Annotated in this window: 20 protein-coding genes; 14 read left to right on the top strand and 6 right to left on the bottom strand. The window is 36.0% G+C overall.

All coding sequences use genetic code 11. The features are described 5' to 3' along the window. Window positions 1-24: 24 nt before the first annotated feature. From AC4AGG_RS03400 to tnaA, 3 genes are all read left to right on the top strand, one after another. A complete protein-coding gene (locus AC4AGG_RS03400; RefSeq protein ID WP_489770579.1) occupies window positions 25-369 on the top strand; it encodes a hypothetical protein in 345 nt (114 codons plus the stop codon). Window positions 370-409: 40 nt separating this feature from the next. Then, on the top strand, window positions 410-1,048 hold the full coding sequence (locus AC4AGG_RS03395; protein ID WP_489770578.1) for a DUF502 domain-containing protein: 639 nt from the start codon (window positions 410-412) through the stop codon (window positions 1,046-1,048). A gap of 95 nt (window positions 1,049-1,143) precedes the next feature. Then, window positions 1,144-2,523, top strand: a complete 1,380-nt coding sequence (gene tnaA, locus AC4AGG_RS03390; RefSeq protein WP_489770577.1) for a tryptophanase TnaA — start codon at window positions 1,144-1,146, stop codon at window positions 2,521-2,523. A 72-nt stretch (window positions 2,524-2,595) separates the two neighbouring features. Here tnaA and AC4AGG_RS03385 read toward each other — a convergent pair whose 3' ends face one another. Continuing rightward, window positions 2,596-3,105: a DUF6646 family protein gene (locus tag AC4AGG_RS03385; RefSeq protein ID WP_489770576.1), complete on the bottom strand. Its 510-nt coding sequence runs from the start codon at window positions 3,103-3,105 to the stop codon at window positions 2,596-2,598. A gap of 206 nt (window positions 3,106-3,311) precedes the next feature. Between AC4AGG_RS03385 and AC4AGG_RS03380 the strand changes: the two genes are divergently transcribed. The 8 genes from AC4AGG_RS03380 to clpB all read left to right on the top strand — a co-directional run bounded on the left by AC4AGG_RS03380 (window position 3,312) and on the right by clpB (window position 15,234). Beyond that, complete coding sequence (locus AC4AGG_RS03380; RefSeq protein WP_489770575.1) at window positions 3,312-3,848, top strand: hypothetical protein; 537 nt, start codon at window positions 3,312-3,314, stop codon at window positions 3,846-3,848. Window positions 3,849-3,850: 2 nt separating this feature from the next. After that, entirely contained in the window at window positions 3,851-4,231 is a 381-nt protein-coding gene (locus AC4AGG_RS03375) for a BlaI/MecI/CopY family transcriptional regulator (protein WP_489770574.1), read from the top strand. Next, entirely contained in the window at window positions 4,231-5,847 is a 1,617-nt protein-coding gene (locus AC4AGG_RS03370) for a M56 family metallopeptidase (RefSeq protein WP_489770573.1), read from the top strand. The genes AC4AGG_RS03375 and AC4AGG_RS03370 overlap by 1 nt, the downstream gene beginning before the upstream one ends. A gap of 688 nt (window positions 5,848-6,535) precedes the next feature. Next, on the top strand, window positions 6,536-8,143 hold the full coding sequence (locus tag AC4AGG_RS03365; protein WP_489770572.1) for a fumarate hydratase: 1,608 nt from the start codon (window positions 6,536-6,538) through the stop codon (window positions 8,141-8,143). A 171-nt stretch (window positions 8,144-8,314) separates the two neighbouring features. Further along, complete coding sequence (locus tag AC4AGG_RS03360) at window positions 8,315-8,593, top strand: hypothetical protein (RefSeq protein WP_489770571.1); 279 nt, start codon at window positions 8,315-8,317, stop codon at window positions 8,591-8,593. A gap of 172 nt (window positions 8,594-8,765) precedes the next feature. Beyond that, window positions 8,766-11,027, top strand: coding sequence for an inorganic phosphate transporter (locus tag AC4AGG_RS03355; protein ID WP_489770570.1), 2,262 nt, complete (start codon window positions 8,766-8,768; stop codon window positions 11,025-11,027). A gap of 138 nt (window positions 11,028-11,165) precedes the next feature. After that, the gene (gene prfA / locus AC4AGG_RS03350; protein WP_489770569.1) at window positions 11,166-12,245 is read left to right on the top strand and encodes a peptide chain release factor 1; all 1,080 of its coding nucleotides are present in this window, start codon (window positions 11,166-11,168) and stop codon (window positions 12,243-12,245) included. Between the two features lie 382 nt (window positions 12,246-12,627). Then, complete coding sequence (gene clpB, locus AC4AGG_RS03345) at window positions 12,628-15,234, top strand: ATP-dependent chaperone ClpB (protein WP_489770568.1); 2,607 nt, start codon at window positions 12,628-12,630, stop codon at window positions 15,232-15,234. 134 nt (window positions 15,235-15,368) lie between these two features. Here the strand turns inward: clpB and AC4AGG_RS03340 are convergent, their stop codons facing one another. Continuing rightward, window positions 15,369-16,199, bottom strand: coding sequence for an endonuclease/exonuclease/phosphatase family protein (locus tag AC4AGG_RS03340; protein ID WP_489770567.1), 831 nt, complete (start codon window positions 16,197-16,199; stop codon window positions 15,369-15,371). Window positions 16,200-16,451: 252 nt separating this feature from the next. Between AC4AGG_RS03340 and AC4AGG_RS03335 the strand changes: the two genes are divergently transcribed. Further along, window positions 16,452-17,435 (top strand): zinc metalloprotease, encoded by a 984-nt coding sequence (locus tag AC4AGG_RS03335; RefSeq protein WP_489770566.1) that lies wholly within the window; start codon window positions 16,452-16,454, stop codon window positions 17,433-17,435. 125 nt (window positions 17,436-17,560) lie between these two features. Here AC4AGG_RS03335 and rplL read toward each other — a convergent pair whose 3' ends face one another. From rplL to rplK, 4 genes are read right to left on the bottom strand one after another with little or no spacing between them, the layout of a single operon-like run. Next, the gene (rplL, locus tag AC4AGG_RS03330) at window positions 17,561-17,929 is read right to left on the bottom strand and encodes a 50S ribosomal protein L7/L12 (protein WP_489770565.1); all 369 of its coding nucleotides are present in this window, start codon (window positions 17,927-17,929) and stop codon (window positions 17,561-17,563) included. 47 nt (window positions 17,930-17,976) lie between these two features. Beyond that, window positions 17,977-18,585: a 50S ribosomal protein L10 gene (gene rplJ / locus AC4AGG_RS03325; RefSeq protein WP_489770564.1), complete on the bottom strand. Its 609-nt coding sequence runs from the start codon at window positions 18,583-18,585 to the stop codon at window positions 17,977-17,979. Between the two features lie 11 nt (window positions 18,586-18,596). Beyond that, entirely contained in the window at window positions 18,597-19,289 is a 693-nt protein-coding gene (gene rplA / locus AC4AGG_RS03320) for a 50S ribosomal protein L1 (RefSeq protein ID WP_489770563.1), read from the bottom strand. A gap of 12 nt (window positions 19,290-19,301) precedes the next feature. Further along, window positions 19,302-19,745, bottom strand: a complete 444-nt coding sequence (gene rplK, locus AC4AGG_RS03315) for a 50S ribosomal protein L11 (RefSeq protein WP_489770562.1) — start codon at window positions 19,743-19,745, stop codon at window positions 19,302-19,304. A gap of 228 nt (window positions 19,746-19,973) precedes the next feature. Here rplK and AC4AGG_RS03310 point away from each other — a divergent pair, with 228 nt between their 5' ends. After that, entirely contained in the window at window positions 19,974-20,471 is a 498-nt protein-coding gene (locus AC4AGG_RS03310; protein WP_489770561.1) for a hypothetical protein, read from the top strand. Window positions 20,472-20,475: 4 nt separating this feature from the next. Beyond that, entirely contained in the window at window positions 20,476-21,228 is a 753-nt protein-coding gene (locus AC4AGG_RS03305) for an LVIVD repeat-containing protein (protein WP_489770560.1), read from the top strand. Window positions 21,229-21,263: the final 35 nt, after the last annotated feature.

Raw genomic sequence — 21,263 nt, 5'->3', positions numbered from 1 at the left:
GTGAAAACACAAATAGTATAAAGCGTGTCAACAGTTATTAAGAACATCGACGGGATGAGCACAGAACAGCTTAACCGTGAAATCCAAAAAGGAGGAAAATTTGTAGTTTTCCAATACTGCATTTCAATCATTATTATGACTTTCAGACGAGGAAGCGATATCTACTTCGTGAAAGCTGATGAATCTGCATTTAAGTATAGTATTGGACACAGCTTACTTTCATTTTTTTTCGGTTGGTGGGGAATTCCATGGGGGCCAATCTATACCATCGGTTCGTTGTACACTAATTTATCTGGAGGCAAAGACGTAACTCAACTCGTGATTAACTCAATTAATAACCACACCCAGCTAGAAGATCCAGCAGCTTAAAAAATCATAAAAATAAATACAATAGACTACCACTAACTACATGGAACCCGATAAGTACCTCAACAACAAATCTTTGAATTTTTTGATTAAAGCCTTTTTCAAAGGATTAATCATTGTTGTACCTATAGGAGCTACTTTGTATGTCGTTTTTTTGGTTTTCAGCACTTTGGATAATATTATTCCTTATGATTATATCCTCCCTGAAAAGTGGAATCGTCACGGAATAGGTTTTATTTCTTTGATTGTTTTTATCACTGCGGTCGGGTACTTCTTCGACAAATTTGTTTTTGGAAAAATCATTTTCAAAAGTCTGGATCAAGCGTTGGAGCGAACTCCAGGTCTAAAACATATCTATACACCAACCAAAGACGTAATGGCTTCTTTTATGGGTGATGCCAAAAAATTCGACAAGCCAGTCTGGGTTAGAGTGAACGAAACTCCTGAAGTTTGGAGAATCGGCTTTCTTACACAAAAAGAAATGGGAGACGTAGATAAAGATACTTATGTTGCGGTGTATCTTCCGCATTCCTATGCCATTTCGGGCTGGGTTATTATCACAAAAGAAGACAACGTAAAACCCGTTATCGGAATGACCCCTGCTGCAGCAATGAAATTTGCAGTAAGTGGTGGTGTCGCTGGTTTTCACTCCGATGATAATATCTTTAAGGCACCAGAATAAGACAAGGTTAAGACAAAGATTTAGATTTAGATTTAGAAAATTAAAACTAAATCCACAATTTATTAATACACCTTAACTTTAATTTATTCAATATTATGAAATTACCATACGCTGAGCCATTTAGAATCAAAATGATCGAAGAAATTCGTCAATCTACAAAAGAAGAAAGAGAGCAATGGCTCAAAGACGCTAACTATAATTTATTTAATTTAAAATCTGACCAGGTTTTCATCGACTTATTGACAGACTCAGGAACTGGAGCTATGAGTGACCAACAATGGTCCGCCCTAATGACTGGTGATGAAAGTTATGCGGGATCTCGATCGTTTCAGCAACTTCACGACACAGTAAAAAACATTACGGGATTTCCTTACCTACTTCCAACACATCAAGGAAGAGCGGCAGAAAATGTTCTGTTTTCAGTTTTAGTGAAAGAAGGAGATGTGGTTCCTGGAAACTCACATTTTGACACCACCAAAGGACATATCGAATTCCGTAAAGCTCACGCCATCGATTGTACGATCGACGAAGCTTTTGATGTAGAAAACCTTCATCCTTTCAAAGGAAATGTCGACCTTCAAAAATTAGAAGAAGTTTATCAAAAATACCCAAAAGAAAATATTCCTTTCTGCTTGGTGACCATTACTTGTAATACTTCTGGTGGTCAACCTGTTTCTTTAGAAAACATCAAAGCGGTTAAAGCACTTTCTGACCAATATGGTATTCCTGTATATTTTGACTCTGCTCGATTTGCTGAGAACGCTTATTTCATCAAAAAGAGAGAAGCTGGTCAACAAGACAGAACCATCAAAGAAATTTGTAAAGAAATTTTCTCTTACGGAGCTGGAATGACCATGAGTTCTAAAAAAGATGGATTGGTCAACATTGGAGGTTTCATCGCACTTAAGGACGAAGAAGTTTTCCAAAAAGCGTCTAACTTCACGATTATTTATGAAGGATTCATCACTTACGGAGGAATGGCAGGAAGAGATATGGCTGCTTTAGCGGTTGGATTAAATGAAGCTACAGAATTCCCATATTTGGAAAGCAGAATTTCACAAGTAGAACTTCTCGGAAATCTATTGATGGAATATGGTGTTCCGGTTCAGAAACCCATTGGTGGACATGCCGTTTTCATTGATGCATTAAGATTTTTACCCAATGTAAGAAGAGAAGAATATCCTGCTCAAACGTTAGGTCTCGAAATATATAAAGAAGCGGGAATCCGTACTGTTGAAATAGGAACTTTATTGGCGGATAGAGATCCTGTAACGAGAGAAAACCGTTATCCAAAATTAGAGTTGGTGCGTCTTGCTTTACCACGAAGAACTTATACGGACAATCACATCAGATATATTGCTGCTGGAATCAAAAATGTATTTGACCGCAGAAACGAAATTACTAAAGGTTATGATATTGTTTGGGAACCTCAAATCCTAAGACACTTTACCGTAAAATTGAAACAAGCTGAATAATTTTTCAATTTGATAAAAACAAAAAAATCCAGAAATATTTCTGGATTTTTTTTATTCTAGTTTTTAGAGATATTACTTTGACAAGTCAAAAGAAACACCAAGTGCAAAGTTGAATTGATTGTTCAACAATTCATACTGCGATGCATCTGTGTTGTATCTCTTGATAGGAAATTGGATTTCAGTGAAAGCTCCAAATCCTTTTCCAAAGAAGTAACGAGCTCCAATATGCCCTCCGAAATTTTTCAATCCCAAATCTAATCCAGGATAGATATCGATGTTCTCAGGCAAACTCATTACATCACCAAGATGTGCATTAGCTCTTACTTTAAGATCAAAACGGTCGCTAGCATCCGGTTTCCCCAACAAGAAAACCTCTTGATATCCCAAAAGATATCCCATCTGCGCACCAATAGAAAAACTTGGTCCCAAACCATAATCTAAAGACGCCTGAATCCCAGTACCACCGTCTTGAAAATTAGCACCAATGTTTACCTTCAAATCTTCTTTTCCCTTAAACGCATCAGTTTGCGCATTAGCCAGACCAAAGAAAGCGATAGTCCCAGCTAAAAATAGTTTTTTCATAACATTATATTTTACGGTGCAAATGTAAAATAAATTTATAAAATGAATTTTTGACCTATAAATCTTCAAAACAAGAACTCTAAAATCCAAATTATAGTTCACATTATCAGTGATTTAATAATAATTCAAAATTTTTTTTTCAAAAAACAATGCTCGAATAAAATTTTATTCTACATTTGTAGAACACGTTTTAATATTGTAGAATCATGAAACTTAAAAATATCCTTTTCCTCGTACTTATTACCTCCTTAATCACCTCGTGTGCTGCACATTTCAAGAAAGGAGGATATTTCTTATCCAAAAATGGACAGAGTTATTACGCCAATGACCAAGCCCAACTATATATTAACTTTTCGGACAAATACTATTACACTAAGGTAGGATTTAATACTAATTATCTCAGCTCGGACGATGTTTCATTGTTGGAAGAGTTTGGTGAAAAACCTCAGCATCTACTTTTTTCCTATCATTCGGGTTCAGGGAGACAGGTCATTACATTTTTATTAAATGACAACCAAATAGACCTTGCCAAATATCAAAAATCAAGTTCGGAAGAATCAACGTTCTATTACAAATTATGGGAAAAGCAACATTACGCCTATCGAATCAATGTATATCCTTACGAGAAGAAATGGATCAAAGTCATTGAGAAAGCACCAATCTACACTGATAAAAACGGTCAAAGAATCGTTGACAACAAGACTAGAATATTTCCAAAAATTTCTAACAAAATCGAAAAATAAATATGAAAGAAACTAAACTAACCGACGCCGAAAAAGACCTTATGGAAATTCTTTGGAGCAAAGAAAAAGCCTTCATGAAGGACATTATCGAAGCTTATCCCGAGCCAAAGCCTGCCGCAACAACCATTGCAACTCTCCTCAAAAGAATGCAAAATAAAGATTTGGTAGGATACAAAACATTCGGAAATTCTCGTCAATATTTTCCTCTCATCGAAAAGGGAAAATATTTCAACAACGAACTGAAAGGAATTATCGGAACGTTTTTTAATAATTCTGTTTCCCAATTTGCTTCGTATTTTACCGCTAATGCAAAACTCTCTGAAACCGAATTGCAAGAACTGAAAAATATTATTGATGACCAACTCGAAAAACACAAAAAATAATGGAAACCTATCTTCTCAAAATGGCAATATGCTCCTCCATTTTTTTGGGGCTATATTACCTCTTCCTTGAAAAAGAAAAAGCACACCGTTTCAAGAGATTTTATCTTTTGTTCGGAATTCTTTTTTCCATAGTCGTTCCGTTGATTACAATTACATACGGAACCGAAAGAATCGCTCCTCCTCCACCAATATTGGAGAGTAATTACACGCCTATCGCCTATACGCAGGTTGAAGAACCTTCCATTTTTACGAAAGAAAATGCATTCTATTTGGCTTACGGATTGGTTTTTTCTGTTCTGTTGCTTCGTTTTGTTAGAAATCTTTGGTCTTTGAGAAACCGCATCAAAGCAGGAACTTCTATTATAGAATCTACTTATACGCTCGTCTTGCATGACCAAAAAGAAGCTCCGCACAGTTTCTGGAAATACATTTTCCTTAACAAGTCATTGTATCTTCAGGACAAAATCAACCAAAAAATTATCAATCACGAGAAAGCACATCTCTCCCAAAAACATAGTATAGATATCATTTTTGTTGAATTAATTCTTTTGTTTTTTTGGTTCAATCCGGTCTTTTATTTTTACAAAAAAGCCATCTTAACCAACCACGAGTTTTTAGCTGACGAAAGTGTCCTCCAACAAAACACAGAAATAACCGAATATCAAAAACTTCTTATAGAAGAGTTGGTTACGGAAAAAATATTGTTCACCAATCAATTTAATTTACATAACACCAAAAAAAGAATCAAAATGATGACCCAGAAAAAAAACAAATTTACCAATTGGAAAATAGGACTATCCCTTCCAATCGTTGCTCTTTTATTTTTCTCATTTGTAGAAAAAACACCTTTGAAAATTTCTAACTCGCAATCCGAAAAAACCTCCAAAAGCAACATTTCCAAAACCGATGGAGATCCGATGGAAGAATTCAATAAAATATTGGACAAATACTCTACTTTGCTGGATGCAGGAAATTACCACGAGTTCACTCAAAAAGTCTCCGAATCAGACAAAGAAAAACTTTATGAGTACTATCAAAAAATGACTTCAGAACAAAAGGAGTCTTTAACACTTGTTATTTTTAATGATTCTTCTATAAAAAAAGAAAACATCATCATCGCAATTAAAGGCAGGCCAGCAACTCCTCAAGAAATTAAGGAAATAGAAAACGGAACAGTTGTGAAAGACACAATTAGACCACAAAAAGAAACGCAAACAAGAGAGATAAAGACAATTGATCCAGCAGGACCTCCTTCAGTAACTGCAAAAACAGAAATAAAGGAAGATAATGTTGGTACTCCAGCAGAATTTCCAGGTGGAATGAACGCATTAAGAAGTCAACTTGCCATTAACTTCGATACTTCTTCCTTTAATGGAGACGAAGGAAAGCTAACCTCAGTTGCATATTTAACAATTGATGAAAATGGAAACGTTACCAAAGTCAAAGCAGAGGGAAGTAATGCAAAATTCAATACAGAAGTCGAAAAAACTGTAAAAAAAATCTCTGAAATTAAATGGACTCCGGCAAAAGATGCCAATAATCAAAATGTAAAAAGCTATTATAGCGTACCATTTACTATATTAGTTGAGTTTGCTAATCCTGCACCAAAAAAATAAGTTATCCAAGAGAATCAGGCGAAACCGCCTGATTTTTTTTCTTTTTTTTTTCGAAAATGCTTCCAACCTTTTCACTCTAAAAATAAAGCGTCAGTACAAGTAAGATTTTGCAAAAAATCTATATCATAAACTAAAAGAGTACTTCTCGATACATTTCGCTTTGCTTCATTACCCGAAGTGACACAGCGTCAGTTCGAGTTTTTTCGAAATAAAATGGAGAAAAATATATCGAGAACTTTTGATTCATCCTCTCTCAATACACTCTGCTTCTCTACAATACTCGAATTGATACCGCGTCAGTTCGAGTGTTTTTCGAAATGAAATGGAGAAAAATGTATCGAGAACTTTTGATTCATCCTCTCTCAAAACACTCTGCTTCTCTACAATACTCGAAGTGGCACCACGTCGGTTCGAGTTTTTTTCGAAATGAAATGGAGAAAAAAGTATCGAGAACATTTGCCTCATTCTCAACTTCTCGATACGCTTCGCTACTCAAAGTTACGCCATCTTCAATTTCAACTACAATTTCGATAAAACGACTTTACGGTCTCCAATCCTAATTTTCAACATATTTCAGAAGTTGAAAATCTATTTGTTTTGACTGATTTTAAATATCAATAATTACTATCGGTTAATTTTAATAAAAATTCAATTTATCGTAAATTTGAAACACCAAAAAAATCAAACAATGGAATTTCATTATCAGGAACCTTATCCTATTCTTAAGGACGACACTCAATACAAAAAACTAACTTCGGAATACGTAAAAGTAGAGACCCTCGGAAATAGAGAAATCCTTTCCGTTGACCCAAAAGGTTTAGAACTTTTAGCTGAACAAGCTTTAGCTGATGTTTCGTTCTTGTTACGTTCGACTCATTTGCAAAAATTAAAAAATATTCTGGACGATCCAGAAGCTACGGACAACGACCGTTTTGTTGCTTATAATCTTTTGGAAAACGCTGCTGTCGCTGTACAGGGAGCTTTGCCTTCATGTCAGGATACGGGAACCGCCATTTGCGTTGCCAAAAAAGGTGAAAATGTGTACACTGGTGTTAACGATGCTGAGTGGATTTCCAAAGGAATCTACAATACTTATCAAAAGAAGAATTTAAGATATTCTCAAATCGTTCCTCTAACGATGTTTGATGAAAAGAATTCTAGTTCTAACCTTCCTGCTCAGATTGACATCTATTCGGAAGAGGGTAATGCTTACAAATTTCTGTTTCTTGCCAAAGGTGGAGGTTCTGCCAACAAAACCTTCCTTTATCAAAAGACAAAATCTTTGCTCAACGAAAAAAGTTTAGACGAATTTGTACACGAAAAAATCATGGATTTGGGAACTTCTGCTTGTCCACCATATCATTTAGCTTTGGTTATTGGAGGAACTTCTGCAGAAGCCAATCTTGCTGCGGTTAAAAAAGCAAGTGCTGGTTATTATGACCATCTACCAACAGAAGGTAACGAAGGAGGACAAGCCTTCCGTGATCTCGAGTGGGAAGCAAGAGTACAAAAAATCTGTCACGAGAGTGCAATTGGAGCGCAGTTTGGAGGAAAATATTTGACTCATGATGTGCGAGTAATTCGTTTGCCAAGACATGCTGCAAGCTGTCCAGTTGGAATGGGCGTTTCTTGTTCTGCGGACAGAAACATCAAAGGTAAAATTACCAAAGACGGAATCTTCCTTGAGCAATTAGAAGAAAATCCACAACAATTTCTTCCTGCTACTCCTCCACATCTTGAAAAAGCAGTGGAAATTGACCTTAATCGTCCAATGCCAGAAATCTTAGCCGAACTTTCCAAGTATCCAATCAAGACAAGATTAAAATTGAATGGAACTTTAATCGTTGCAAGAGATATCGCTCACGCAAAAATCAAAGAACTTTTGGACAGCGGAAAACCAATGCCAGAATACTTCAAGAATCATCCAATCTATTACGCAGGGCCTGCAAAAACACCAGAAGGTATGCCTTCAGGAAGTTTTGGACCCACAACAGCAGGAAGAATGGACCCTTATGTTGACGTGTTCCAAGCCAACGGTGGAAGTATGATTATGTTGGCAAAAGGCAACAGAACAAAACAAGTTACTGATGCCTGTGCAAAATACGGCGGATTCTATCTTGGTTCTATTGGCGGACCCGCTGCGATCTTAGCGAAGGAAAATATCAAATCCGTTGAAGTGGTTGATTTCCCAGAATTAGGAATGGAAGCCGTAAGAAAAATTGAAGTAATCAATTTCCCTGCCTTCATCATTACAGATGACAAAGGCAATGACTTTTTTGCTTCAATAACACACTAAAGATTTTAAAATAATTAACGCTTTCAGAGTTTGAAACTTTGAAGGCGTTGTTCTATTTTTCACAACAATAAGCAAGTTATGAAGTTTAAATTGATTTTAAATTACAAAAATCATTTCACAAAACTTTTTTAAACCAATAAAATAAATTATTTTTGCTAAAATTTTCTAAAAATGCTAGTTATTCTATCTGACTTTTGGCCATTTTACCAATTCCTTTGGACTGTATATTTTCTTATCATGTTCCTAGTAGGTTTCTGGTGTATCTTTATGTTCTTTGGTGTAGTAATTCCAATGTGGCTTACTTCAGGACTTTGGGAATATTTTGGAAAATCTGCACCCTTCGACCCAGAAGATGTTAGAAGAAAAACTCTTAGAGAACAAGAAGGTGTAGAACTTATCTACGATCAACCGAAAGGAAACGGTCCTTTCGTTCATCACGGACATCACTAATTGGGATGTATTGCTTTCTCACCTTAATTCTGGGAAAGTAATGTCAAAGCAAAATAATATATATCGGCTGCTTCTTTGGAAGCGGCTTTTTTTTGTTAAGTTTTGTTAAGTTTTGTTAACATTAACCTTCTGGACGCCAGCTATTTCGTAAATTTGAAACAAAACCATCGAAATGGATTTCTTTGTATTCGTCATTGGCTTGCTCATCATTCTGGCGGCCGTTGACCTCATCGTAGGTGTAAGTAATGATGCGGTTAATTTTCTCAACTCTGCAATCGGTTCTAAGGTTGCTTCTTACAAAACAATTATTATCATTGCGATTCTTGGAATGATTGTAGGCTCGGTCTTCTCGAGCGGAATCATGGAAATCGCTCGAAAGGGAATCTTCTATCCGCAGTATTTTACATTTGACATTATTTTGATTGTATTTCTTGCGGTAATGTTGACTGATATCATTTTATTGGACATCTTCAACAGTCTAGGTCTCCCAACTTCGACAACCGTCTCCATTGTCTTCGAACTTTTAGGCTCATCCTTGATGGCAGGAATCCTGTTTACGATGTCCAAAAACGAAAACATTAATTCAATTTGGAAATACATCAATTTCGAGAGCACGAATAATATAGTCAGTGGAATATTTCTCTCTGTTTTGATTGCCTTCAGCGCTGGAGTCATTATTCAATATCTTTGTAGATTACTTTTCACATTCCAATATGAAAGTAAACTCGAGAAGTTTGGAGCTGTATTCTCTGGAATAGGGATAACTTCCATCATCTACTTCTTATTAATTAAAGGACTAAAGGGAACAACGATCCTTAACGAAGGGCTAAAAAACTTTATTCATGATCAAACCTATCTGATTATAGGAGTACTCTTCGTAGTTTCCTCAGGAATACTCTACGTTCTACAAAAGTTTGTAAAAATTAATCCTCTAAAAGTAGTCGTCATATCTGGAACTTTTTCATTAGCAATGGCCTTTGCAGGAAATGATCTTGTCAATTTTATAGGAGTGCCTATCACTGGACTTCTCTCCTACCAAAACTGGCTATCATCTGGTGTTCCCGCCAACGAATACTATATGGATTATCTTGCTGGAAACGATGTTATTGTCCCAAATTACATGTTACTCATCGCGGGTATCATAATGGCTTTGACTGTTTGGCTAAGCGCAAAGGCAAAGAAGGTAACCGAGACTGAAGTTAGCCTAGGAAGACAGGAAGAAGGAGAAGAAAAATTTAAGCCAAATGCAATCTCTCGTAGAATTGTAAATTCCTCATTGATCCTAACAAAGTTCTTTGGAATCATCATTCCATCATCAGTTTCCGCTCGATATAACACCAGCTTTAAAGAAAGAAAACTGGAAGAAGCCATTAATACTCAAGACATTCCCGCTTTTGATCTGGTAAGAGCAGCGACCAATTTGGTTGTCGCATCGATAATTATTGCTTGGGCAACTTCACAAAAACTACCACTTTCTACAACCTATGTTTCATTTATGGTAGCGATGGGGTCTTCCCTTGCAGATAAAGCTTGGGGAAGAGATAGTGCGGTCTATAGAGTTGCTGGTGTACTCTCGGTAGTGGGAGGCTGGTTTATTACGGCAGCCATTGCATTTTTTATCTCTGCTATTTTTGCTTTAATTCTTTATAAAGGAGGAAAACCAGGCACGTATATTCTTGTTACTTTGGTCTTTGCATTTATAATCGCATCTCAAATAAGATTTAGCAAAAACGAAAAAAAATCGAAATTAAGTAATATCAAGTTCGATATCCTACAACAAGAAGACCTTAATATCATTGAAAAATACAAATCACTCGTCAGTACCAATATCTCTGAAATCGCAACCTCTTATAATCTTATTCTACAAGGTTTGATACAGGGTGATACCGTGCAATTGGTTAATGCCAGCGAAATTCTTCAGGACTTGGATGATCACTCTAGAAAATTAAAAAAACAAAGTATCAAAAGACTTAAATCACTAAAAACCTCCGACTTACAGGCGGCCGAAGTCATGATACTGAGTAGCGATTTCATTGAAGATCTTGTACAATCAACCAAATTATTAAGCGACGAAAGTTTGTTTTATATCAAAAATCTTCATGAAATATCAGATCAAAAATTTCTTGACGATCTTGGTACGCTAAATACAAAAATGTACGACTACTTTAATCTTATTTTGGTTTCTTTAGAACAGCCTGAGAACGAAAGCCTAGCGGAAGTAAGACACATGAGAGATCTACTGAGAGCCTATATTAATGAGAAATTAGAACTCCAAATAAGGACAATTAACACCGAGAAACCAAGCACCAAAGAAGGAGTACTTCAGACCAGTGTTTTTCTTCAAAGTCGAGACATACAAGCCGTTTTAACAAGGATTTCTAAACTGTATCTAAAGTTATACGAAGAAAAAATTCATCCAAAAATTCTTCATTAAAACTGACCTTTGTTTTCGAATATTGAAGACAAGGAATTAATTGAAAATCCACTATTACAATTTTACGTAATGACACTTATTATGTGCACTTTGCGCTTTAGTGTCATTTCGTTATCTTTGCACCCATAAAATTTCAACATGTCAAAATCCCTAATTCCAAAATTAGAAGCCATAAAGCAACGTTACAACGAAGTTGCAGACCTCATCATACAGCCAGACGTTATCTCTGATCAAAAGCGCTATTCTCAACTTAACAAGGAATACAGTGATCTTGGAAAAATTGTAAGAGTGTTTGATGAATACAAATCTGCTTTAAATAGCATTGCAGAATCTGATGAAATTATTGCAGATGGCTCTGACAAAGATTTGGTTGAGTTGGCTAAAATGGAAAAAATGGAAGCTCAAGAGAAAATTCCAGGATTGGAAGAAGACCTCAAATTCCTTTTGATTCCTAAAGACCCAGCCGATGACAAGAATATTATCCTAGAATTAAGAGCGGGAACAGGTGGAGACGAAGCTGCTATCTTTGTTGAAGATATGTACAGAATGTACACCATGTATTTCAAAACCAAAGGTTGGAAGCACGAAGTAACTGACTCTTCTGAATCTTCGAAAGGCTACAAGGAATTGGTGATGAAAGTGGAAGGCGAAAGCGTGTATGGAATTATGAAATTCGAGTCTGGTGTACATCGTGTTCAGAGGGTTCCAGAAACCGAATCTCAAGGTAGAGTACATACTTCAGCAATTACGATTGCAGTTCTTCCAGAAGCAGAAGAAGTAGATGTAGAAATCAATCCAGCAGATATCGAGATGCAGACTTCTCGTTCTGGTGGTGCAGGTGGACAGAACGTTAACAAAGTGGAGACCAAAGTACAGCTTACTCACAAACCTTCAGGAATTGTCGTGGTCTGTCAACAAGCCCGTTCCCAGTTGGCTAACAGGGAATTAGCTATGGAAATGTTGAGAGCTAAATTATACGATATCAAATTACAAGAGGTTGTTGGTGATATTGCCGCTCAAAGAAAAACAATGGTATCTACAGGAGATCGTTCCGCAAAAATCAAAACTTACAATTACCCTCAAGGAAGGGTAACCGACCATAGAATTAACAAATCTATTTATAATCTTGATGCTTACATGAATGGGGACATCCAAGAAATGATGGACGCAGTTATTATGGCAGAAAATGCTGAAAAACTGAAAGGAGAAGACGATTAAACGATTCCTTTTTTTTGAATCAAAATATATAAAAAATCCTGAGAAAGATTTTTCTCAGGATTAATTTCTGACTGTACTTTAATCAAATCTTTCCATCCCTATAGGTATAGTTAAATCTTAATAGTTTACATAGATGCTTCCTTCGTCAGCATGACATTTTAAATAGATTTGACTATAAAAAAGAATAAAAAGACTCAATGGAATTCAGTAAGCCTTAAAGGCCATTAATCCTCATGAAATTTTAAAATAAATTGTCGCAGTTCGGAAAATTTGTCGCAACAAGAATTTAAAATTTTATAAAATTCGGAAATTTTGACTTATTTTTTTAATGAAAATTGAATTAGAATGCTTTTTGAGGCATGAATATCAAAATAAATATCATATGAACTTAAATCAATATACAGTAAAATCTCAGGAGGCCATTCAAAAAGCGCAACAAGTTGCGATGGAATTTGGCAACCAAAGCATAGAGCCACAACATTTGTTGGAAGGTATCTTCCAAACAGATGAAAGTATATCAACTTTTTTATTAAAGAAATCCGAAGCTGATGCTAACTTGGTGAGAGAAAGAAACCGCGAAAGCATTGAAGCTTTACCTAAAGTGGAAGGTGGCAATATTTACCTTTCGCAGTCTGCAAATAAAGTACTTTTAGACGCACCTAATATTGCCAAAAAAATGGGCGACGAATATGTTACCATTGAGCATTTGTGGTTGTCTCTAATCGAAGTAAGTTCACCAGTTTCCAAAATGTTAAAAGATATGGGTGTAACCAAATCTCTTTTGGAAGGCGGAATTAAAGAATTAAGAAAAGGGAGCAAAGCGACTTCTGCAAGCTCAGAAGAAACTTATCAAAGTTTAGCCAAATATGCTAAAAACTTCAACGAACTCGCTGCAGAAGGAAAACTAGATCCAGTTATTGGAAGAGATGAAGAGATTAGAAGGGTACTTCAAATCTTGTCCAGAAGAACTAAAAATAACCCAATTCTTATCGGAGAACCTGGTGTTGGTAAAACCGCCATTGCAGAAGGAATTGCACATCGTATTATTTCTGGAGACGTTCCAGAAAATCTAATGGACAAAACCTTGTATTCTTTGGATATGGGTGCCTTAATTGCAGGGGCAAAATACAAAGGGGAATTTGAAGAAAGATTAAAAGCAGTGATTAATGAAGTCACAAAATCCGACGGACAAATTATTTTGTTTATCGATGAAATCCATACTTTAGTTGGAGCTGGTGGCGGTGAAGGAGCAATGGATGCTGCCAATATTCTAAAACCTGCATTAGCAAGAGGAGAATTACGGGCAATTGGTGCAACCACTTTGAATGAATATCAAAAATATTTTGAAAAAGATAAAGCGTTAGAAAGGCGTTTCCAAAAAGTAATGGTAGAAGAGCCCGACACAGAATCTGCCATCTCAATCTTAAGAGGAATCAAAGACAAATACGAAGCCCATCATAAAATTAGAATAAAAGACGAGGCCATTATTGCTGCGGTAGAAATGTCTCAAAGATATATTACCGATCGTTTTTTACCTGATAAAGCCATTGATTTAATAGACGAAGCATCGGCAAAACTAAGGATGGAGATTAATTCCAAGCCCGAAGAATTGGATGTTTTGGATCGTAAACTTATGCAAATGGAGATCGAATTGGCGGCCATTTCCAGAGAAGGCAACCAAACCAAAATGGATCATTTAAAGGAGGATATTGCCAAAGTGCAAGAAGAACGTAATGAACTGAATGCAAAATGGCTGCAAGAAAAACAAAAATCCGAGGATTTAACCCTCCTTAAAAAAGAAATTGAATCTCTAAAACTTGAGGCAGAACGTGCTTCCAGAATAGGAGATTATGCAAAAGTAGCCGAAATACAATACGGAAAACTTCGAGAAAAAGAAGACGAGTTACAAAAAATGGAACTCGCCATGCAAAATCACGAAAACGAACTCATTAAAGAAGAAGTAACTGCAGAAAACATCTCGGAAGTCATTTCCAAATGGACAGGAATTCCTGTAACCAAATTACAACAAAGCGAAAGAGATAAACTCTTTCATCTAGAAGATGAACTCCATAAAAGAGTGGTTGGACAAGAAGAAGCGATACAAGCGGTTTCGGATGCGATTAGAAGAAACAGAGCAGGACTTAATGACGAAAAAAAACCTATCGGTTCTTTCTTATTCTTGGGAACCACAGGGGTTGGAAAAACCGAACTGGCAAAAGCCCTTGCAGAATATCTTTTTGATGACGAAAATAATATGACCAGAATCGATATGAGTGAATACCAAGAAAGACATTCGGTTTCACGATTGGTGGGAGCGCCTCCTGGATACGTGGGTTATGATGAAGGTGGACAATTAACCGAAGCGGTAAGAAGAAGACCGTATTCTGTAGTGCTTTTAGATGAAATCGAAAAAGCGCATCCGGATGTTTTCAATACTTTGCTTCAGGTTTTGGATGATGGAAGATTGACTGATAATAAAGGTAGAGTGGTGAATTTTAAAAATTCAATTATCATTATGACCTCTAATTTAGGTTCGCATATCATTCAGGAGAGATTTGATGAAGCTAAACGAGATAAAGATGATAATATTGATTTTGAAACTTTAGACCAGACGAAAGAAGAAGTATTCACACTTTTAAAACAAACGCTTCGTCCAGAGTTTTTGAATAGAATTGATGAAGTGGTACTCTTCCAACCATTGAACAAAAAAGAAATCGGAAAAATTGTTGAATTCCAATTGAGAGGGTTCAATAAAATGTTAGAGAAAAACGGAATTATTTTAACATCTACTGAAGACGCTGTAAAATATTTAACCAACAAAGGTTATGATCCAGCTTTCGGAGCAAGACCTCTAAAAAGAGTGCTTCAACAAGAAGTTTTAAATAAATTATCGAAAGATATATTGGCCGGAAAAGTGAATCATGGGGAAAGAATTACGATGGATTTCTTCGAAGAAACTGGAATAGTATTCAGACCTACAGAGAGTTAAAAAAAATATTATAATATTCATGTAAATTTAACATAATAATTCAAAAATTTTTACGTTTATTTGCAGCGAAAATTTTTTTCATCATTTGTGTTTTTGCCTTGGCTTGTTAGGTTTGTCCGCAGGTCAAGGTTTTTTTATAATCTAATTTCAACCAAAATCGGAAAATGGTCAGACGGATACAAGAGGTTTTCTCGCCTATCATTGATGGTTCTATTGGATACTGATTTCAAACCTTTTACAAAAATATAATCTATCCTATTTTTTGCAGGTGTAGTCACGTCAAATGCCTGAAATGTTCCCTTCGGTCCGTAATGTGGTTTTTCGGATTTATAAAAGGTATCATCCATAGCTGCAGAAAGGATTTTAACAGGTTCTTCAGTTTCTGTCAGGTTAAAATCACCCATTACAATGACAGGAAAATTCTTAGTGTTAAACTCCTTTACTTTCTCCAGAATTAACTTCGCTGAGTTTTTCCGTGCGTCCACTCCAATGTGGTCAAAATGGGTGTTAAAAACCCAAATCTTTTTCCCTCCTTTAATGGACTTTAGCAAAGCATAAGTACAAATCCTATTAAGTGCAGCATCCCAACCTTTAGAAGGCTTCTCAGGTGTCTCTGAAAGCCAAAAAGTCCCCGATGTAATCAGTTTGAATTTATTCTTATCAAAAAAAATAGCAGAATACTCTCCTTTGTTAGCTCCATCATCTCTTCCCTCTCCCACAGAACTATAATCTTTCAGGTAATTATTCATCTCAGTCATTTGCTGGGGAACTGCTTCTTGAACACCCATGACGTCAGGATGATAATAGTTCATTAATGCCATAGTTTCAGCCTTTCGGTTATCCCATGAATTCTCTTTATCCGATTCGAGAGAAAGCCTAATATTATAAGACATTACTTTAATCGTATTTTGGGAAAAAACTAAAATTGAAACTCCAACTAACAACAATGTGAGAATTTTTTTCATGATAATAGAGAATTATTTTCTTCCCAAAGTTAGCTTAAATTGTCTCAAATTCATAAAGTTAAACTTACAATAATAGATTATAAGGATTTTATAATTTACATCATATTAGCCCAAAGCAAAGATTACTAATAAAATACAGGCTAATAAAATGAACAATGAATAACGTTTTTTAAAATTTTATAAAAAAAAATACATTGCCAAATAAAATCTAATTTGTACATTCGTTTTCGCTAACAAAAAAATTATAGAACTATGAAAAAATTTATTTTTGGAGCCATTGCACTAATCGCAATCTCAGCATGTAATAGCAACGAAGAAACCACGGTAACTCAGCAAGAAGACGAACTTATTGAAAATACAGTTGCTAGTCGAGGTTCTTGCCCTTCAGAGACGATAAGACAAGAGGCTCTAAAAAACAATCCGACACTGATGCAAAAGTATCTCAACATAGAAAAACAAACCGATATTTATGCGGAAGACCTCAAATTAGGAAGAGTCCTAGCCGATGGTTCGATTGAGATCCCGGTAGTTGTTAATGTACTGTATAACACGGCTGCAGAAAATATTTCGGATTCTCAAATTGCTAGTCAAATTGCAACCCTCAATAATGACTTTGGTGCAACTAATTCAGATATTAATAGAATCCCTGCGGAATTTCAATCCGTTGCAGCTGGAAACACAGGTGTAAAATTCCGATTGGTTAACACTGTTAGAAAAAGTACTGCAACAAGAAGATGGAGAACTAATGACGCTATGAAGAGTGCTTCGAAAGGTATTGCTGCGACAGATCCTGCACACTATCTTAACATTTGGGTTGTTGGTGATATGGGTGGAATCCTTGGATATGCTACTTTCCCAGAATCTGCAGGTCTATGGAACGATGGTGTTGTCATCGCCGCCAAATATTTTGGAAATACTTCTTATGCGCCTTACAACCTTGGAAGAACAACCACTCATGAAGTGGGACACTACCTTAACCTAAGACACATCTGGGGAGACACCAACTGCGGAAACGATATGGTTGCTGATACTCCGACTCAAACAACAGCTAACTATGGAAAACCAACATATCCAGTCTACAACACTTGTACAGGAGTATCTAGGTCAATCATGTTCATGAATTATATGGATTATGTTGATGATGCTGCTATGTATATGTTTTCAGCTGGTCAGAAAACTAGAATACAATCTGTTATTGCTTCCTCTGGTTCTAGAAGCGGATTAAGGCTATACTAGTTTTTTAATATTTTACAAAAAAACCTGATTCAGTTGAATCAGGTTTTTTTTTGGATTAACATCCTAAACTTCTAAACAAAAAAAGCGCCTCAAAATTGAGGCGCTCTATATTTCAAAATTGAAAATTATTTCAATTCAACTTCAGCACCAGCTTCTTCAAGTTGCTTCTTAAGAGCTTCTGCTTCGTCTTTTGGAACTCCTTCTTTGATTGGAGCAGGAGCACCATCTACCATATCTTTAGCTTCTTTAAGACCAGCACCAGTTAAATCTTTAACTAATTTAACAACAGCTAATTTAGAAGCACCAGCAGACTTAAGAATTACATCGAATTCTGTTTTTTCTTCAACAGCATCAGCAGCAGGACCACCAGTCATTACAACTGCAGCAGCAGCAGGCTCGATTCCGTACTCATCCTTAAGGATAGCAGCTAATTCGTTAACGTCTTTTACAGTAAGGTTTACTAGCGTTTCCGCTAAATTTTTTAAATCTGACATTTTAATAATGTTTTTAATTGTTGATTATGATTTGTTTTTGAGTGTAATTATTCTGCAGAAGGAGCTTCTGTTTCTTCAGCACTAGCTTCCGGAGTTTCGGTAGCTGGAGCTTCAGCAACAACTTCTTCTGTCTTAGTTTCTTCTGCTGGAGCAGCTTCTTCAGCTTGAGCTTCACCAGATTCTGACTTGTTTTGTAAAGCAGAAACCAATCTCTGAATAGGTGATTGAAGTAATCCGATGATTTCTCCAAGCATTTCTTCTTTAGACTTGATGTTAGCTAATGCCTCAAGATTCTCGTCACCAACGTAGAAAGTTTCTTGTACATAAGCTGACTTAAGTGCAGGCTTCTCATCCTTCTTTCTGAAGTCTTTGATCAATTTTGCAGGTGCATTAGCTGTTTCAGCAATCATTAATGCAGAGTTTCCTTTGAAAGAAACAAACATTTCTGAATAGTCAACATCCATTTGCTCCATTGCTTTTTGCAAAAGGGTATTTTTTACCACTTTTACTTTAATATCAGTCTTAAATGCTTGTCTTCTAAAATCTGAAGTCTTAGCAGCATTCAATCCCTCTAAATCCGCTACATAAACAACTTTAGCGTCTTGCAACAAATCTTTAATATCCTGTATAACAGTTACTTTGTCTTCTTTTCTCATTGTCTCAGATTTTAGTTAACAGATTTAGTATCAATTGCAATACCTGGACTCATTGTAGAAGAAAGATAGATACTCTTTACATAAGTTCCCTTAGCAGCAGTTGGTTTCAACTTGATTAGAGTTTGGATTAGTTCGTGAGCGTTATCTTTGATTTTATCAGCATCGAAAGACACTTTACCAATAGCTGCATGAATAATACCATACTTATCTACTTTGAAATCGATTTTACCAGCTTTAACTTCAGCAACAGCTTTACCAACTTCCATAGTTACAGTACCAGACTTTGGATTAGGCATCAAACCTCTTGGTCCAAGAACTCTTCCCAATGGTCCTAATTTACCCATTACAGCTGGCATAGTAACGATAACGTCAACGTCTGTCCAACCATTTTTGATTTTATCCAAATATTCGTCTAGTCCAACATAATCAGCACCAGCTTCTTTAGCTTCTGCTTCTTTATCTGGAGTAACCAATGCCAAAACTTTAACATCTTTACCAGTTCCGTGAGGAAGAGAAACAACTCCTCTTACCATTTGATTTGCTTTTCTTGGATCAACACCCAATCTCACTGCAAGATCCACAGACGCATCGAACTTGGCCGTATTCACTTCTTTTACCAATGCAGAAGCTTCGTTAAGGCTATAGAATTTTCCTTTTTCTAATTTACCTTGCGCTTCCTTTTGTTTCTTAGTTAATTTTCCCATTTCGATTTGATATTAAGCGTTAGTAGGTTTTGTCCCTGTTACTTTCAATCCCATAGAACGTGCTGTTCCTGCAACCATACTCATTGCTGAGTCCATTGTAAAACAGTTAAGGTCAGTCATTTTATCTGTAGCAATCTGCTTGATTTGCTCCCAAGATACTGATCCTACTTTGTTACGGTTAGGTTCCCCTGAACCACTTTTCAATTTAGCAGCAGCTAATAACTGGATTGCAGCTGGTGGAGTTTTGATAACGAAGTCAAAAGATTTGTCTTCGTAAACTGTAATTACTACAGGTAAAACTTGCCCCGGCTTGTCTTGCGTTCTTCCGTTAAACTGCTTACAAAATTCCATGATATTTACCCCTGCAGAACCCAAAGCTGGACCTACTGGTGGAGAAGGGTTCGCTGCCCCTCCTTTCACCTGGAGCTTTACCATTTTAAAGACTTTTTTAGCCATTTTTTTTGTTTAAAAAATTAATAAATAATGAATGTGGAAGCATTAATTATTAGAAGTGAATTAGATACTCACAATACTTAATCCACTTTTTCGGACTGCAAAATTATGAAATATTTTTGAATTAACAAGCGGAATGTTTTGATTTTTAAGAAGAACACTCAAAAAAGATATCGATTGTAAAAAACAAAATTATTATAAAAATAGTTTAACTTTAATAAAAAAATTACAATGAAAAAAATTAACATATTATTGTTGGTTCTTAGCATGTTCTTATGCCAGTCTTGTTGGTGGTTGAGAACGGAGCCGCCTGAAATGATTGCATCCATATACGAACCCATTGTGGTCACAAGGGCGGATATGGAAAACATCAGCCTTCAAACTCCGGTGTCTACCACAAAAAATGCAAAAATCTATATCAAAGACGCCAACATTTTTGTCAATGACGAACGTAAAGGCTTCCATATTATTGACAACTCAAATCCTGCCCAGCCACAAAAAATTTATTTTTTGCGTGCTTTGGGTTCTACAGATGTTGCGATTAGAAATAATGTCTACTATATCAACCAAGCGCGCGATCTGGTGGCTTTACAAATTAATACTTCTACCCAACAAGTGGAAATACTGAAAAGGATTAAAGATGTTTTCCCTCCTTTGATGGCTCCAGACGGAAGCATTGGAAATATTGCAAATGATCAAGTCGTTATCGGTTGGAAAATTAAAAACTAAAATGATGAAAAAGTATATTATTTTGTTAGTCGTCACCCTATTCTGGGGATGCAGTGACAACAATGAAATCAGTAACACCAATGCTCAAAATGCTGATGGTAAAGGAGGCTCATTGGCCACATTTATTCTCAAAAACAACTATTTATATTCTGTGGATCAATCGAACCTAAAAGTCTTTAATATTTCTGATCAGACCAATCCAGTAATGGTAAATAATGTTAACATAGGCTTCAATATCGAAACGCTATTTTCCATGGGAAATTACCTCTTCATTGGATCTACAAATGCCATGTATATATACAGTATTGAACAAAATGCAGAAGTTCCTCAATATGTTTCGCAGGCAAATCATTTTACGGGTTGTGATCCTGTTGTAGCCAACTCAACCCATGCATTTGTAACCATACATGCAAACACAACTTGTAATACTAATGCGCAAAACCAACTCTTGGTATATAATATAACCGATATAAAAAACCCAATTATGGTCTCTTCAAGAAGCCTTGTCGAACCAAAAGGAATTGCCCTTTACAATGACTATCTTTTCCTTTGTGATAAAAGTGATATTTTGGTCTTTGGCGTAACCAATCCACAAAACATTTCACTAATCAAGACAATTGCAGGGATCCCTGCGATTGATATCGTCATCGATGGCGACCATATGTTCTCCTTTACTTCTACTGCTGTATATCAGTTTGAAATTGACCCAGCCAATATTCAGAATATTACGCAAACAAGTCTTTATGGACTGAATTAAATTTCTAAGCTAAATCAATACAAACTAATATTACT

This window comes from Chryseobacterium sp. CG10_8, assembly GCF_058117085.1.
Note: the sequence above shows the minus strand (reverse complement) of the source record. Positions and strands in the feature narration are given on the sequence as shown.

Coding starts and splice junctions, on each gene's coding strand:
- AC4AGG_RS03395 (WP_489770578.1), top strand. CDS start 410: ATGGAACCCGATAAGTACCTCAACAACAAATCTTTGAATTTTTTGATT.
- rplJ (WP_489770564.1), bottom strand. CDS start 18,585: ATGAGAAAAGAAGACAAAGTAACTGTTATACAGGATATTAAAGATTTG.
- AC4AGG_RS03385 (WP_489770576.1), bottom strand. CDS start 3,105: ATGAAAAAACTATTTTTAGCTGGGACTATCGCTTTCTTTGGTCTGGCT.
- AC4AGG_RS03355 (WP_489770570.1), top strand. CDS start 8,766: ATGGATTTCTTTGTATTCGTCATTGGCTTGCTCATCATTCTGGCGGCC.
- tnaA (WP_489770577.1), top strand. CDS start 1,144: ATGAAATTACCATACGCTGAGCCATTTAGAATCAAAATGATCGAAGAA.
- AC4AGG_RS03305 (WP_489770560.1), top strand. CDS start 20,476: ATGAAAAAGTATATTATTTTGTTAGTCGTCACCCTATTCTGGGGATGC.
- rplK (WP_489770562.1), bottom strand. CDS start 19,745: ATGGCTAAAAAAGTCTTTAAAATGGTAAAGCTCCAGGTGAAAGGAGGG.
- AC4AGG_RS03360 (WP_489770571.1), top strand. CDS start 8,315: ATGCTAGTTATTCTATCTGACTTTTGGCCATTTTACCAATTCCTTTGG.
- clpB (WP_489770568.1), top strand. CDS start 12,628: ATGAACTTAAATCAATATACAGTAAAATCTCAGGAGGCCATTCAAAAA.
- AC4AGG_RS03340 (WP_489770567.1), bottom strand. CDS start 16,199: ATGAAAAAAATTCTCACATTGTTGTTAGTTGGAGTTTCAATTTTAGTT.
- rplL (WP_489770565.1), bottom strand. CDS start 17,929: ATGTCAGATTTAAAAAATTTAGCGGAAACGCTAGTAAACCTTACTGTA.
- prfA (WP_489770569.1), top strand. CDS start 11,166: ATGTCAAAATCCCTAATTCCAAAATTAGAAGCCATAAAGCAACGTTAC.
- rplA (WP_489770563.1), bottom strand. CDS start 19,289: ATGGGAAAATTAACTAAGAAACAAAAGGAAGCGCAAGGTAAATTAGAA.
- AC4AGG_RS03380 (WP_489770575.1), top strand. CDS start 3,312: ATGAAACTTAAAAATATCCTTTTCCTCGTACTTATTACCTCCTTAATC.
- AC4AGG_RS03335 (WP_489770566.1), top strand. CDS start 16,452: ATGAAAAAATTTATTTTTGGAGCCATTGCACTAATCGCAATCTCAGCA.
- AC4AGG_RS03370 (WP_489770573.1), top strand. CDS start 4,231: ATGGAAACCTATCTTCTCAAAATGGCAATATGCTCCTCCATTTTTTTG.
- AC4AGG_RS03310 (WP_489770561.1), top strand. CDS start 19,974: ATGAAAAAAATTAACATATTATTGTTGGTTCTTAGCATGTTCTTATGC.
- AC4AGG_RS03375 (WP_489770574.1), top strand. CDS start 3,851: ATGAAAGAAACTAAACTAACCGACGCCGAAAAAGACCTTATGGAAATT.
- AC4AGG_RS03365 (WP_489770572.1), top strand. CDS start 6,536: ATGGAATTTCATTATCAGGAACCTTATCCTATTCTTAAGGACGACACT.